Source organism: Paenibacillus sp. GYB004 (genome assembly GCF_036577605.1).
Taxonomy (GTDB): Bacteria; Bacillota; Bacilli; order Paenibacillales; family NBRC-103111; genus Paenibacillus_AB; species Paenibacillus_AB oceani.
In genome coordinates, this window is sequence record NZ_JARBDB010000059.1 from 34915 (window position 1) to 50105 (window position 15191).

Consider the following 15191-nt stretch of genomic DNA (forward strand, 5'->3'; position numbering starts at 1 on the left):
ACGGAAGGCGACTACTTGCCGTAATACGACGGCATCCGACTGGAGGATATGAGGATGAAGCCGATTCCGAGATCCCGGCTGCGCATCTGGCTGGGCGCCCGGTATTACACGTGGCGGAGGCGGATGAACTGGTGGTTTGGCGGCCGGCGATATGCGGCTTTACGGGGAAATGAGCCCGGCCAGCCCTATCCGGTGTTCCGTCATCAGACGCCGGTGTACCGTTCGCTGAAAAACGTGGACATGTGGATGCAGCGCAATAAAGCGCACAACTTGTCCATCGCTCTCCGGCAGCTGAGCGGCATTGTCGTTCGCCCGGGCGAGACGTTGTCCTACTGGAAGCAAATCGGCAAACCGACGCGGAGGAAAGGCTACCGGGAGGGGATGGTTCTGTTTTATGGCACGTTTCGTTCCGGAGTAGGGGGCGGCCTGTGCCAGCTATCGAACCTGATCTACTGGATTACGCTGCATACGCCTCTGCAAGTGGTCGAGAGGCATCGCCACAGCTACGACGTGTTCCCCGATTCGTCCCGGACGCAGCCGTTCGGAAGCGGAGCCACCTGTGCTTACAATTACATCGATCTGCAAATTTACAATCCGACGGATCGGCCTTACCAACTGCATCTGGAGCTGGACGACGCGTTTCTGAGCGGAGAGTGGAGAACGGACCGGGCTCCGTTGCACCGGTACGAGGTGTACGAGCGTGATCACTCCATCACCCTGGAAACTTGGGGCCGCTATGTCCGGCACAACACGATATACCGCAAAGTGTATGACCTGCAAGGAACCTGCATAGGCGATGAGTACATTACGGAGAACCATGCGATTATGATGTACGAGCCGCTGTTGAAGGAAGCCGGCGGCTGATCGCTCGGCCGCTTGTTCGACCGGTTCAGCCGTCTGGCTTCGGACCGGCAGGCCCGGGATTCTGGAAGGCAGCCAGAGAGTCCGGGCTATAGGGGAAACAGGGGATTGATATCCGGGAGGGATTGTCATTTATTACTTACTTGCCTTTATCGTTGCATTCGCGATCGTGTACGTCCTGATTCCGCCGCTGCGCAAACTGGCGTTCCGGATCGATTTCGTGGACAAGCCCCGGGAAGACAGCGAGCGGAAAATACATCGGGAGCCGATCCCGCTAACAGCAGGCATCGCCATCTTTATCGGCTTCGTCGTCGCTTTCCTGCTGTTCGTCCGCGAGGAGCCGGGACAGACGACCGCCATCCTGGTCGGAGCATTCATGGTGCTGGTCATCGGTACGATCGACGATTGGTACAAGACACACCGCAAAGAGTTTCCGGCGATGCCGAAATTCCTCGTGCAGGTGGCAGCCGCTTATCTGGTCTACGAATCCGGCATTGTCTTCTATGGATTTACAAATCCGTTTACCGGGCAGGAGGTTATGCTGCCGGGTTGGCTGCAGCTCGTTCTGACGGTGACGTGGATATTCGGCGTTACGACAGTGATCAATTTTTCGGACGGGATGGACGGTCTGGCCGGGGGCTTATCGGCCATATCGGGGGGCACGCTGTTCATCGTAGCGCTGGCCAAAGGCCAGTCGAGCTCGGCGATGATCGCGATGATCGTCGTGGCGATAGCGATCGCCTACCTTCGCTACAACAAGCCGCCGGCCAAAGTGTTTATGGGCGATGCCGGCGCAACGCTGTTCGGTTTTATACTCGCCGTCGTCGCTCTTGACGGGGCGTTCAAACAGGCGACGGTGCTGTCGCTGTTCATCCCGATTTTGGCGCTGGGCGTGCCGATCTTCGATAATCTGTTCGTCGTCTTCCGGCGGATGCGCCAAGGCAAGCCGATTTACCAGGCCGACGCCAGCCAGGCGCATTACAGGCTATTGTCAACCGGAATGAAGCCCAAGCAAGTCGTCGCGTTTCTGTGGCTCGTCAACGTCTGCTTCAGCATGATGTCGATCATATTGCTGCTGCTGAACGTATAGCCGATCCGTGCAAAATATAAACAAGCGGCATCCCAAGGACAGTCCGCTTGTTTACCTGATCATTAGTTTCATTTTTCGGGATGGGAGCAGGGGCTTCCACCCCGTTTTTGTTTTCTTAGCGGGATTCCCGTCAGTTTTATATGTGATGGCTTTGCCGGTACTGAGAAGGGCTGATGTTCATTTTTTGGGAAAAGACACGGCTTAAGTACAGCCCGTTTTCATAACCGCACTGGCTCGCAATTTCATTCAACGTCAATTGGGTTTCCAGCAGCAGTGTCCGCACTTTGCATAACCGTAAGCTGGTGACGTAGTCGGTTGGCGACGAGCCGTACACCGCTTTGAAGCGTCGGGTAAACTGCACGGCACTAAGACCGAGCTCGCCGGATATCGATTTGAGCGATAAACGTCCCATCGCATGATGGCGCAGCAGTTGCTCCGCGCGCTTCATCAGCGGGTCGATTGCCTGCTCCCGCAAATCCCGCTGGGCGCAGTCCCACTCCCACGTATACAGCTGCCACAAGTCTTGCAGCAAAAAATCGCGCCGTTCCAATGCAAACGAATCGATTCGGTCAAGCAGTTTCTGAAAATGGAGATGAGTTGAGGCAAGCCGCTGCATATCTTGAATAACAAATTTTCCGACCGGATTGGGCATCAGCTGACGGTCCGAATCGATCCGCTCTCCTAGCGGGGAAAACCAGTTAAAGTTAACGAGCAGGAACGTGGAAGGCAATGTCATGTGACGGCGAAATAGGGTGTGCGGCGGGCAAAGCAGCAGGTCGTCCGGGCCGGCCACGCCTTCGTGTTTCCCGATTTGATACTGGAACTGCCCTTGCAGCACATAGAACAAAATCCACCAGGGAACATTGACCGAGTGATGCTGAAACGTTTCCTTCTGCACCCATTCCGCCAGAAGAACTAGTTGCGGTCTTAATTGCGCCGGTGTATACGGTTCCATTTTCAAGTCGACTCCTCATACAACCGTCTATTGCGCCTCATTATATCGCCTTGTGAAGGGTGAAATCAAGTGTATGGGCTGTGCATCATTCCTGTATAGGAAAAGGACTGGGGTTTCCTTTATGATGAATGTGTGCACATGGTAGTGGGATCCCATACGAGCAAGTGAGAATGTCATGCAATAGAAGGAAATGTTGTTCCTATACGACGCAGCAAGGACGCAGCTACGTATCGCCGAGGGAGGTTCCGGGACTGCGGCATGATCGATGCTGCGCGCATCGTATGCAGGTGGTGTTGCACCAAGGTAACAAGATCTTTTTGAAAGCGCTTCCTTTAGCGAGGTTAATCCTTGTTCCTATCGGATTATAAAAATCCATAGCGGATCACGGACGCATGCCATTCATTTTCAAACAGGGGGCTTTTTCCTATGAAACGATTTAAAGTACGCACAATTGCACTGTTGACCACTGCAATGGCCGTTGTACTGTCCGGATGTGGCAGCAAAGAAGGCAGTGCCGTAGAAACGAAAGTCAATCAGCCGTCGCCGGTCACGCTTCGTGTTGCCAGCCAAGCGGTCGGGACTTTGCTTGACGAAGAGTTTCAACAAGTTGTCGGGGAGCGTCTCAAGGCGAAATACCCGCACATTACGCTTGAATATGTGCCGGACGCAAAGGGAACGACATTAAATGAACTGATGGCGTCCGGCAGTACGCCGGATTTGATTGTCACCTTTACAGGCGCCTTAGCGTCGTACCGGGATTTGGAACTGGTGATCGACATGGAGCCGTTGTTCAAAGCGCGCAACATGTCCTTAAACCGCTTTGACGCCAATTACATTACAGACGTCCGCAATGCGTCGGACAAAAACGAATTGTACGGTTTGCCGATTAATGTCAACTACCATGCGCTGTATTACAATAAAGACATTTTCGATAAAGCCGGTGCCCCCTACCCGACCGATGGTATGTATTGGGATGACGTGCTGAAACTGGCGAATAAAGTGACACGCACCGATGGCGGCGTGCAGATCCGCGGTCTCGACCCGGGCTACACGATCATTTGGATGTCGCAGCCGCTTGGCGTAGCAGCGATTGACGCGAACAATCAAGTGGTCATCAACAACGACAAGTGGAAGCGCGTGTTCGAGTTGGGGAAGGCGATTTTCTCGATTCCAGGCAACGAGCTGCTTGCGGAATCGCCGAAGGATCAGTTTATGAAAAGCAAGAAGCTCGGCATGCTGCTCGATCTAAACATCCTCAACCAGCTCGTTGCAGCCGAAAAGGATGGGCTTAGCTGGGACGTAGCGCAGTATCCGAGCTATCCGGAAAAGCCGAACACATACGGCAATGCAAGCGTATATACGGTCATTGCGACCAAAACGACAAAACATTTGCAAGATGCGGTCAGCGTTATCGAGACGATGAGCTCGGATGAGGTGCAGTTGGAACTGTCCAAGCGCGGCCGTCTGTCGCCGCTCGCCAGCGATGCGATCAAGCAAGCGCTCGGATCATCCAACCCCGGCTTGAAAGACAAACATTTACCAAGCATTTTCAAAAGCAAGCCCGTTCCATATCCGGTTGCCTCGCAATACCGAAGTCAGGGTGAAAGCATTGCCATCAACAAATTCAAAGAGTATCTGCAAGGGACGATCGACGTCAATCAGGCGCTGTCGCAGGCAGAGGAAGCAATCAAGCTGAAGCTGGCCGAGATCAAAGGCGCTAAGTAATGTAAATTGATTCGATCATCACGGTAAACCTATCAGCCCCCCTTCGATGCATCGAAAGGGGGAGTCATTTCAAGAGCAGGGGTGAATGTCAAGATGGACGATCAAAGACTTGATAGCGAAAAACAAAATCAGACAGCGGAACGAGGGAAATCAGAGAAACGTACACACGATAAATGGAGTCGGAGAGATTTGCTGGCGGCTATCGGCGTAACGGGTGTTACTTTCGCTGCAACCGGCGGGGTTTCCCAGGCATTTGGCCAAGCTAATCCGGCAGCAACTGTAGCTTTATCCACATACGGAAAAGGCGGGGGTAATCCCCATGAACAAATTGGAGATTTATCTTCCTTAAAAACAGCGGATAAATCCAGTCTTGTCGGTGCGATCAATGAAACGTTTTTACAATTGGAAGCGGTTTCTATGGCGGGCGTCGATGAACAAGCGGCAGTAACTCGAACGGCTGCAGATCTTGCTGAACTGATTGCGCTTGTTGCTGAAGACGGTGATCGAGTATTTGTTCGCTCCATTGAAAAATTTTATACGTATATACCCGGCACAACTGAAGAAGAGAACGGTGTAACTGTGACTTCAAGTTGGGTAATGGATATACAACACGCTTATTATGCTTCGTGGTTTGCAACTCCAAATATAGAGGAAGATCAAAAATCACAATTACGCATCGGCTATGCGTACGCAGCGTCCAAGGGCAGACCCTTTGTCATCGATGCCGTATTCTACGGCGCAGTGGATTCGGGAGATGCTTGCCTACTAAGCGTTTTATCTAATTCCGTTTTAAGTTTTACTGAGAACGGCTGGTTAAAATTATTAGGTTCATCCAATACCGTGTATCAGCTAATAAAAACGTATCGTGTAGATAATGCCGTTGTAATTAACGCTAAAGTAGAGGGAGACCGACTGCGGCATACAGGGACAACCGGCGAGTGGGGACATGGAATTCAAATTCTTGATTGTAAACATATTTATTTCCACAAACCTAGAATAGTGGATTGTTGGGGCGATGGTATAGACATCGGAAGACTGGCAAACGTTGTGGGCGGTTATGAGCCAACGAATGTAACGATCTTTGAACCCTACATTTCTGGCGCGAGACGTAACGGGATCTCATCTCGTTCATTTGTGAATGTATCCATCATTCGACCCTATATTGAAAAAGTTGGTGATTATGATGGTGTGAAAGGCACTTTTCCGAAAGCGGGAATTGATATAGAGCCCAATAACGCGATAGGCGGGGAATTGATGTATCAATCTGCTCATTGAATCCCCGACCATTCAAGATGTTTACGCAGGACTGTATTGCGTTAACTATCAAGAACGCAGATATGAAGTTCGTATTACAGGAACAATGAAGCTATACAACACTACAAATACATGCTTAGGTTTTTTTGGCACTCAAACCGGGTCTACCGGGTTTGTAGATATTGACAATGTTATGATTAGCGGCAAGTTCTACATGGGATTGCACAACGGTTGGGTTAAAAGCGGATGCAGGTGCCGAATAAAAAATGTTGAGATTGCCAGATCCGTTACAGCATTCCCAATGCGTCATACCTATAACGGCACCGTTGGTAATGAAACAATCGGAGCATTTGAGGTTACTTTAAATGTTCATGAAAATTGCAATGCTTACTTGGCTTGGTATGCGGGCGATTTGCCGTATCGTCAAGAGTCGCGTTACTTATGCGCACCGAATTCGGAAAGAAAATTAAGCTTATACGCGGCAAGCTTGACCACACTTGCACAGTTTCCGTTTTTTGGTTCCACATTTAAATTAGACGGTGAGACAGTATTAGATCAATCATCACCAAGAATTACAGTTCGCGCGTGTTCAACTGTTCGATATAGAGCCACTACTGACACTGTGGCAGGTGAAATACGGACGGATCGGGACTTTTCTGTAAGAAAAGTTGTGTTTGACCCTGAATCCACTCATACAACGTATGGTGTCTCTGTGCATGGCTTGAACATAACACTCGATGGTGCTATTAAGACAATAGCATCAACAACGCAGCGCGGAGCCTATATAACGTTCCGTAACATGGATGGCGCAGAAACCAAAATACTGGAGCTTGTGGGCGACTGGACTTTTAGTTAAAACGAATCGATTAGCGACTATACGACCGATTATCGAAAGCGCATACTTTCGTAGCGCGGATGCAAGGTGAGTTTGACCCGTACTTGCAGGGCAATGCGAGAGCCGCCGCAGTTGTACGCTGAATAAAGACACGATATGTCTGTTGCAAGAATCCCCGTTTGATGCCATCCTAGAGCAAGGACGGCGCTGCTGCGCCTAGAAGACAAGGGGGGCAAGCGATGAACGTGATCGATATTACCGGCGTTATCCGACAAGGGATGTGGAATTACGAGGAGCCGTTTCCGACCTTCCGGATGCGGCCGCTGGACCGCGTCCCTTGGGTGGAGGCTGTCGTGTATGCCGAAGTGTTCGAAGGGCTGCATTCGCAAACCGGAACGTATTTGGAAACGCCGGCCCATTATTTTGGCGGAGAGAGCAGCTACTACGTTGCCGATATTCCGATAGGCAAGCTGGTGAACATGCGGTGTGTCGTGCTGATGCTGAACGAAGCGGGGCTGGACGTACCCGGCAGGCGTGTTGCGATCGATGCGGCCATGCTGGAGAAATGTGCGGGAAGCGAGCGGATCCGCCCCGGCGACGCGATTCTCGTCGGCACCGGCTGGAGTAAGTATTGGATGGACGATTGCTACTTGGAGCGTTCGCCTTATTTTACATACGATGCGATGAAATGGCTGATCGGCCAAAAGCCGTATTTGCTCGGGTCGGATTTTCCGAGGTGGGACAACTTGGCTAAGTCGGAGCAGTTTTTCGCGGAGTTTTACGAAGCGAATATTTTGATGCTCGCGCCATGCGTCAACCTCGAATCGGTAAGGCAGAGCGAGGTCCGGCTGACGGCGCTTCCCCTCAACATTCCGGGAACGAGCGCGGTTCCGTGCCGGGCGGTCATCACCCAAGGAGGTTAGCGGAGATGGTAAATAAAGACGAGATGAAAACCGCGCTGGAGCTGATGGATATCCAGGCCGGAGATATCGTACTCGTGCACAGTTCCTTGACCAGCATCGGTTATGTGGAGGGCGGAGCCGAAGCCGTGATCGACGCCTTGCTGGAGACGGTAGGCGAGGAAGGGACGATCGTCATGTCGACGCTTACCGGCTGGTCCGAGCCGTTCGATGCGGCAACCACCCCGTCGGCGGTCGGGAAAATATCCGAAGTATTCCGCAGGCGGGCGGATGCGCACCGGAGCCTGCATCCCGTTCATTCGGTTGCCGCGGTCGGGAAACACGCCGAATGGATCACGTCCGGCCACGAGCATTGCGAGACGGGCTGCGGACCGGGGACCCCTTATTACAAAATCCGCGATCTCGGCGGCAAGGCGATGATGCTCGGCGTCGATATGGACCGCAATACGATCATGCACTCCCTGGAGGAAGCGGTCGATGCCCGCTATCTGCTGACCGTCGATATTCCCGCTCCTACCTATATGGAAGATTACAAGAACCGGACCTTTACCCTGAACAAATTTCCGCCGGGCCACCGGGACTTTCTGCGTCTCACTCCCGTCCTGCGGAAGCACGGCGCCTTGATCGAAGGCCGGATCGGTAATGCAGCCGTACTCGTTATGGAGGTCCAAAACGTGTTCGAAATCGGTCTGCAGCTGCTTCGGGACGATCCGCTGTTTTTTATATGCCATAATCCGAACTGCAACTCGTGCCATTGGTCGAGACGGCTGTATTCGGAAGACCCGGTCGATCTGTCCGCGTATATGGAAAACGGCTGCGCCGACCGTACATGCGAAATATGTGTCGTTGCAAATTGACATCGATCGAAGAAAAGGGTGTGCGCCATGTTTAACTTTAGTATGCTGGCGGCGGACAGGGCGGCAGCCGGTCTGGATCAGAAAATCCGGTTGTGCAGCGAGCTGCAAATTTCGAATATGGAGCTTAATGACGAGCTCGAAGGCAAATCGATCGCGGATTGGAGCGGCGAAGAGGTCGAGTACGGGCGGAACCAATTGATTGCCAACCACAAAAAAATCGTGCTGCTAAACGGCAGCCGTCCGGTAACCGACTACGAGTACTATAAGAAACTGCTGGCGAAAGCGCTGCTTCTGCACGTGGAGCATGTCAAGGTTACGGTACGCGGCACGGGAGACGCGGCAGTGGAAGGGGCGAGAGCAGAAGGTGGCCGGTCGGCAGGATTGTGGGCGGAGCCCGGAGAGGACGAGATCGAAGCGCTCCGCAAGCTGGCTACGGCCGCGAGAGTTCAGGGGATTGGCCTGGTCGTCGAAAACGATTCGTCGTCGTGCTTATCGGACGACCGCAAGCTGACCGCCTTGTACAATCGGATCAAGGACGAGAATACCGCTGTCATCTATAACCCTCTGGAATTTGTCCGGGTGAAGGCTCATCCGTTTTTCCACGCGTTTTACAACAGCAAGCTGAAGGGGAAGATCCGGTTTTTGCGGGTCAACGACGGATTATTCGCGGACGGGAGACCGGTGCTGCCTGGTGAGGGCAACGCCGAAGTGAAGGAGCTCGCTTCGATTTTGCTGAAGCGTTCCTACAAAGGTTATTTCTCGTTTACTCCTTATATGCCGGATTCCGACCCCGCTCTGTACCGGAGCATGTTGGACCGTTTCCACAAGATGCTGATGGAGCTGTAGGCGGGGCGGGAACCCTGATTCTCTTCTTGACCGGCGATCCGTGCCGGCTTACTTCTGAGATCCTGGAGGCAGCATCGCTCCTCCTGTCCGGTGTAATTGGTTGTTTCTTGAAAAGCCCGCTCACGGGCAAGAGGGAAGTGAGAATAAGAGCGGTTTGCAGCTTTTATTTTGTCCGAATTCCACGTAGCAGGGGGAATAAGAGCGGTTTGAAAGTATTGAGGTTTGCACGCAAAAAAAACCGTCCGGACGCCGGACGGTTCTTCTTATTAGTTCGCTTGAAAGGATCAGGCTAACGATTCCTTAGCAACCGACTCGGTCAGCTTATAGCCGACATTGCGGATTGTGACGATATATTCGGGATTGCGGGCGTTTTTCTCGATTTTATCGCGCAGATGGCTGATGTGGACGTCGACGATCCGCGTGTCGCCGATGAAGTGGTAGTCCCATACGCCGTGAAGCAGCTGCTGGCGGCTCAATACTTTGCCCCGGTGCTTGCACAGAAACAGCAGCAGTTCGAATTCCTTCGGCGTCAGCTCGATCGGCGTATCGTGCAGCGTCACTTCCCGCTGATCCGGCTGAATCCGGATCGGTCCGATGTGCAGCGTTTCCATCTCGGCCGCAGGTAAGGCGCTCGTCCGGCGGAAAATCGCCTGAATCCGCGATATTAGCTCTTGCGGGCTAAACGGCTTCGTCATATAGTCGTCCGCTCCGTTGTCGAGTCCTGCGATTTTGTCCGACAAATCCTGCAGCGCTGTCAACATAATAATCGGTACGAGGTTGTTTTGCTCGCGCAGCCTTTTGCATACTTCGATGCCGTTTGCTTTCGGCAGCATCAGATCGAGCACGATCAAATCGGGACGGAATTGCGGAATCACTTCAAAGACGGCTTCCCCGTCGAATACGCACATTACTTCATAACCGACCAGCTTCAAATTAAAATCGATAAGCATGGAGATCGAGGGCTCGTCGTCAACCACCAGTATTTTCTTCTTCGTCATCATCGTCTCCCTTTCTTGCAAGTTTTCAGTATGTATCTCTATTATCGCCCCGTTAGATCATGCCAAGATTAAGGATTCGTAAAATCAATGTAAAATTTTATGCGAGGACAATAAAATACACGCTTCAAATGATGGCTCGCCCAGGTTTACTTTCGATCGTTTATTCATTAAAATAACCGTATGTTTTTGTAAATTCAGTGAGGTGACGGTAGTCTTGGCTTTTCATATTGTACTCGTCGAACCCGAAATTCCAGCTAATACAGGAAACATTTCCCGGACATGCGCCGCAACGGGGACGTCTTTGCACCTGATTCGGCCGCTCGGTTTTTTGACCGACGACAAAACGCTGAAGCGGGCGGGTCTCGATTATTGGCATTCGGTGGACATTCACTACTACGATTCGTTCGCGGAGCTTCAGGAGAAGCTCGGCAGCCGCCGTTATTACTACGCCACGACGAAAGCGCAGCGGCTGTATACGGAGTTTGACTATAAGGACGGGGACGTCTTTGTCTTCGGCAAAGAAACGAAAGGACTGCCGGCGGAACTGATCGAAGCCAACGCTGAAACGTGCATGAGAATGCCGATGACGGACAGCGTCCGTTCGCTTAATTTGTCTAACGCCGCGGCGATCGTTTTATTCGAAGGATTGAGGCAGAACGCGTTTCTGGGACTGAAGTAAACGTTATGTAAAGCGGGTACCAGAACTTTTTGTAAAAAGAAGGAATTTATCCTTGTTTGGCGAATCCCTATTGATGAAAGCGGAATGAAGCGAGGTGAGACGAGATGAGACCGGCAGGCGTAGTACGGAAAGTAGACCAGTTGGGCCGAATCGTATTGCCCAAATCGTTAAGGAAAAGATACAAGATGAACGAAGGGGATCCAGTGGAAATACTGGTTTCCGGCGATCACATACTGCTCGAGCGCTACCGCCCGAAATGTGTGTTTTGCGGAGACATGAACGGAGTTACGGAGTACAGAGAGAAGCACATCTGCACCAACTGTATGCGAGAGATGATTCAAGTGCGACCGTAGCTAGTTTCCCGGCATAAGGATTCCGATTACCATAACCGATATGGGAGTCGTACAGATAGCATCACGGCAGCACGCCGTCGGTGCTTTTTTTCGTGTGAAGCTCGTCTGTCTCGTTTTTCTGCCCGGCCATGGAGGACTGGCTTCCAAGGACGGAGTCACTGAGCTGACCGTCACCTGGTCCGAGTTATAAAGCACGGCTGAACCGGCCGGCTTTTCGGGAATGACAGTTGCATATTGCGTCCCTTCAAGATATAATGAGAACCATTCATTAGGAACATGAGGGAGGCGGACGCCATGGCTGCAGCCTTGTTCGCACAACTTCATCATCACAAGAAGCGTTAGCACGCCCTAAGCTTGATTCCAGGGTGGGCTAACGCTGTTCGCGTTGGCCTCCCTGCGGCATACCGAGCGCGCAGGACCAAGAGGTCCGGCGCGTTTTTTTGTTCCTAAAAACAAATGTAAGGAGTGCAGATTGCATGCAAAATGTAAAAGGAACATTCGATTACCGCGGGGAGGAACAACGTCTGCGAAACCGGATTCGCAGCGTGCTGGAGGACCGTTTCGCCTTGTACGACTTCGAGCCGATGGAGACGGCGATCGTGAACGAGCGTTCGCTGCTGGCTTCGAAATATGCGGGCGGCGACGAGATTTTAAAGGAAATGTATACGTTATCCGATCAAGGGGGCCGGGAGCTCGGATTACGATACGACCTGACCGTTCCTTTCGCCAAATTCGTCGCGGGCAGTCCCGGCCTGGAACTGCCGTTCAAACGATACGAGATCGGCAAAGTATTCCGCGACGGGCCGGTGAAGCGCGGCAGATTGCGCGAGTTTGTTCAGTGCGACGCTGATATAGCTGGGATTAACGGCCCTGAAGCGGAAGCGGAGCTGATGCAGCTGGCCGCCGACGTATTCCGCGAGCTCGGGATTGCGATCGTGATCAAGTGGAACAACCGGCGGTTTCTGGGGGAATTGCTGGGAAGGCTGGGGGTTGGAGAAGCCTGGATGCCCTCGGTCATGCTGACGCTCGACAAACTGGAGAAGATCGGTGCCACAGGCGTCGAGCAAGAACTGGCGGATAAAGGGCTGGAGCCGGACGTGTACGGTCCGGTGGTGCGGCTGATTGAAGAGGAGCTTCCGGATTTTGAGGAGCTGGTGACGTTGTACGGGCTGTCGGACAAGGAAGGAACGGCGGAGGTCCGCAGGCTCGGCTCGCTGCTCGAAGGAACCGGCTTGAACGGAATCTGCAAGTTCGACCCGTTTTTGTCGAGAGGATTGTCTTTCTATACGGGTACGGTGTACGAGTGCTTCATAGCAGACGGATCGTTTGGCTCCAGTCTGGCCAGCGGGGGCCGCTACGATGCGATTATCGGCAAGCTCGCCGGCAAGGAGCAGTTTAACTGCCCAGCGGTCGGTCTCTCCTTCGGCCTCGATTCGATTCTGGAATGCTGCCGGGGCCGGGGGCTGGAGCTGGGGATGGAACCGGTATGGCTCGTGCCGATCGGCGATACGATGATCGAGACGCTCCGCGCTGCGTCGATGCTGCGGGACGCTGGAATACGGGCGAAGCTTGCGCCGTCCGGCCGGAAGTTAAAGCGGACGCTGGCTGCTGCCTCTGCGGAAGGGGCGCGTTACGTCGTTCTGGTCGGAGAAAAGGAGGCAGCTGCGGGCCAAATGAAGCTGAAAGATATGCGTGCCGGTGAGGAGATGACTGCGCCGTTGCAGCAACTAGTATGTATGCTTGAAAAAACGGTAACGAAGCGAAAGTGAAACGCAGCTGAAGGGTTAGGGCCAGCGCCGACAGCTAAGTTTGGGAGTTGGAAGAACGAGACCCTAGCTAGGTGAAGCCGGGGGGATTATGCTGGCTCTGGCTGCCGGCGGGCTATAGGAGCTGTTAGAGACTCTTAATTGGCGCAGAAACGGTGATTTTGCGCATATAGAGTGGTTGGCAGCTCTTATTCGGGACCCGGAGGGGAAAAGGAAGGGGAGCGGCGAAACAAAGGGGGCAGCAAACAGCAAAAAACCGCTCTACATCCGCGCTATCGAAAGCGAGGGCGAAGCGGCTGATGGACAACGAACCGATTACAAACCTTTGGTTTTGTCTTCGTTATAAGAAGAAGTCAATATCGCAACGACAAACATCGTTAATACGATCATGACAATCCAGAACGTAGATGAAGCGAAAATAGACATGCCGGGTCGCACCTCCCAGATGGAATACCGTGACAAACTACCCCTATTATACCCAAAGGATCAATAAAAGAAAACGGCCCAAATGTGAACATTATGGCACAATTGGCTGAAATCACTTGAAAAACAAAAAGTGCGTAGGAAGCGAGCGCAGCTGTCCGTCCGACGGTTTATTGACGACTTTGCCCTCGAATACGAGCGATGTCGAACCGCCCCCGTCCAGATTGTAAGCGTCGATGACGCGCATTCTGGCCAGCTTGTCCTGGAGCTCGGCCAGCGTAGCGCCGGAGCTGCCCCGCTCGTTGTAGCCGTCGGCGACGACGAACAGCAGCTGGTTGTTGCCGAAATTCCCGACTACGGTGCGCGGAGCGCGGCGCGGGGAATTGAGCCATTTGGAAGGGATAGCCTGCTTCTGACCGCCCTTCAGCAAGACCGGCACGAACGTGGCGCCGAAGGAAGGATTCAGCTTGTCCAGATCGGACTGACGCGCAAATTTGCCGCCGATCAGCTTCCGGTCTTTGCTGAGACCGATGAAAGCCAAGTCATCGAAGGTCGGTTCGAAGCCGTATACGTATTTGCCGTCCAGCATCGTTGTGCTGAGCGGATACCGCTTGCCGTCCTCGCTGTCCGCGAACCCGCCGGCGTTGATGCCGGCGATTGCGCCATAACGGTTCGCTGCGGCCAGCGTCGTCTCCGAGCCGCCGACTTTGTCTTTGCCGAGCGTCATCTTAACCGCTTGGTCCGACTTCATCTCCACCTTCAAGGCGTATCCCTTGTAATTCGGATCGGAGAACTGGTACAAGCGCAGGTCGATGTTGCCCGACGTGACAGTACGAATCGGCTTGCCGAGCTCGCCTGCGAGCCGGTTGTCGAAGATTTGCGCGGGCCTGCCCGCTTGGGCGACAGCCTGCTTGACCATGGCGTTCATCTCTTTGTTGCTTTCCTCATACAGCTGGAAAAACTTCTCGATCGTCCCCCGCGTAGCGATTGCATTGCCCTTGGCAACTTCGAGGTTTTGATCGATCCTAACCGCCTGCTCGGTTACGGAAAACGGCTGAAGCGCAGACGGAAAGACCAGCTCGGGCATATCCAAGGCGAAGCCGAAAGAGAACAGCCACACCAGCATGCCGATAAACGGGGCGCATGCAAGCAGAAAAAAACGGTTGATCTCACGTGCCGTCATTTCAACACGTCCAGGTTTTGCTTTAATTCGTCCAGCTTTTTCTTCACTTCCGCAAGCTGGGTATACAGCTGGTTGCTGTTGTCGGTTTTGCTGTTCGCGTTGTCCTTCGTAAAGGCGAGCAGCTCGTTAAACGAATCGATCTTCGTCTGCAAAGTCGTCATATCCGCATTGACGGACACTTTGAGCTGTTCGAGCTGTTCCTGATACTGGGCCTGCATCGCTTGAAGCTGCAGCTCGGTTTGGCTGGCAAGCTCGGCGCTCAACTGCTTTTTCAACTGCTCGGTGTACAGCATCGTTCCCAGTACGCCGGTCGCGATCAGCAGAACCCAGCTGGAGAAAAAGATCAGGTACGTTTTTTTAGAAGATTTGGCTGCTTTAGCCGACTTGGCGCTTCTTGCGGCGGCAACGGAAGAACCTGCTTTCGCTTCGATCGGCGTGCTCATACG

15 protein-coding genes are annotated in these 15191 nt (G+C 53.0%); 11 read left to right on the plus strand and 4 right to left on the minus strand.

Translation table 11 applies throughout. From position 1 onward, the window contains the following. Positions 1-54 precede the first annotated feature (54 nt). Positions 55-864: a VanW family protein gene (locus tag PV433_RS25330; protein WP_332074818.1), complete on the plus strand. Its 810-nt coding sequence runs from the start codon at positions 55-57 to the stop codon at positions 862-864. Positions 865-985: 121 nt separating this feature from the next. After that, a complete protein-coding gene (locus PV433_RS25335) occupies positions 986-1951 on the plus strand; it encodes an MraY family glycosyltransferase (RefSeq protein ID WP_332074923.1) in 966 nt (321 codons plus the stop codon). A gap of 136 nt (positions 1952-2087) precedes the next feature. Here PV433_RS25335 and PV433_RS25340 read toward each other — a convergent pair whose 3' ends face one another. Next, positions 2088-2906, minus strand: a complete 819-nt coding sequence (locus PV433_RS25340; RefSeq protein WP_332074819.1) for an AraC family transcriptional regulator — start codon at positions 2904-2906, stop codon at positions 2088-2090. Between the two features lie 426 nt (positions 2907-3332). On the opposite strand from PV433_RS25340, the gene PV433_RS25345 reads away from it, so the two are divergent. The 6 genes from PV433_RS25345 to PV433_RS25370 all read left to right on the plus strand — a co-directional run bounded on the left by PV433_RS25345 (position 3333) and on the right by PV433_RS25370 (position 9343). Next, positions 3333-4631 (plus strand): ABC transporter substrate-binding protein, encoded by a 1299-nt coding sequence (locus PV433_RS25345; protein ID WP_332074820.1) that lies wholly within the window; start codon positions 3333-3335, stop codon positions 4629-4631. 93 nt (positions 4632-4724) lie between these two features. Beyond that, complete coding sequence (locus PV433_RS25350) at positions 4725-5906, plus strand: hypothetical protein (protein WP_332074821.1); 1182 nt, start codon at positions 4725-4727, stop codon at positions 5904-5906. An 85-nt stretch (positions 5907-5991) separates the two neighbouring features. Continuing rightward, entirely contained in the window at positions 5992-6741 is a 750-nt protein-coding gene (locus PV433_RS25355; RefSeq protein WP_332074822.1) for a hypothetical protein, read from the plus strand. A gap of 218 nt (positions 6742-6959) precedes the next feature. Beyond that, on the plus strand, positions 6960-7643 hold the full coding sequence (locus PV433_RS25360) for a cyclase family protein (RefSeq protein WP_332074823.1): 684 nt from the start codon (positions 6960-6962) through the stop codon (positions 7641-7643). 5 nt (positions 7644-7648) lie between these two features. Then, positions 7649-8497, plus strand: a complete 849-nt coding sequence (locus PV433_RS25365) for an AAC(3) family N-acetyltransferase (protein WP_332074824.1) — start codon at positions 7649-7651, stop codon at positions 8495-8497. Between the two features lie 27 nt (positions 8498-8524). After that, positions 8525-9343 (plus strand): hypothetical protein, encoded by an 819-nt coding sequence (locus PV433_RS25370; RefSeq protein ID WP_332074825.1) that lies wholly within the window; start codon positions 8525-8527, stop codon positions 9341-9343. A 284-nt stretch (positions 9344-9627) separates the two neighbouring features. Here PV433_RS25370 and PV433_RS25375 read toward each other — a convergent pair whose 3' ends face one another. Next, a complete protein-coding gene (locus tag PV433_RS25375; protein ID WP_332074924.1) occupies positions 9628-10341 on the minus strand; it encodes a response regulator transcription factor in 714 nt (237 codons plus the stop codon). 214 nt (positions 10342-10555) lie between these two features. Here PV433_RS25375 and trmL point away from each other — a divergent pair, with 214 nt between their 5' ends. The 3 genes from trmL to hisS all read left to right on the plus strand — a co-directional run bounded on the left by trmL (position 10556) and on the right by hisS (position 13142). Beyond that, positions 10556-11020: a tRNA (uridine(34)/cytosine(34)/5-carboxymethylaminomethyluridine(34)-2'-O)-methyltransferase TrmL gene (gene trmL / locus PV433_RS25380; RefSeq protein ID WP_332074826.1), complete on the plus strand. Its 465-nt coding sequence runs from the start codon at positions 10556-10558 to the stop codon at positions 11018-11020. 104 nt (positions 11021-11124) lie between these two features. After that, positions 11125-11373, plus strand: coding sequence for an AbrB/MazE/SpoVT family DNA-binding domain-containing protein (locus tag PV433_RS25385; RefSeq protein ID WP_190931319.1), 249 nt, complete (start codon positions 11125-11127; stop codon positions 11371-11373). 476 nt (positions 11374-11849) lie between these two features. Beyond that, entirely contained in the window at positions 11850-13142 is a 1293-nt protein-coding gene (hisS, locus tag PV433_RS25390; RefSeq protein ID WP_332074827.1) for a histidine--tRNA ligase, read from the plus strand. Positions 13143-13677: 535 nt separating this feature from the next. Here hisS and PV433_RS25395 read toward each other — a convergent pair. Together PV433_RS25395 and PV433_RS25400 are read right to left on the minus strand one after the other, a co-directional pair. Further along, on the minus strand, positions 13678-14745 hold the full coding sequence (locus tag PV433_RS25395; protein ID WP_332074828.1) for a phosphodiester glycosidase family protein: 1068 nt from the start codon (positions 14743-14745) through the stop codon (positions 13678-13680). Continuing rightward, the gene (locus PV433_RS25400) at positions 14742-15188 is read right to left on the minus strand and encodes a hypothetical protein (RefSeq protein WP_332074829.1); all 447 of its coding nucleotides are present in this window, start codon (positions 15186-15188) and stop codon (positions 14742-14744) included. The genes PV433_RS25395 and PV433_RS25400 overlap by 4 nt, the downstream gene beginning before the upstream one ends. Positions 15189-15191: the final 3 nt, after the last annotated feature.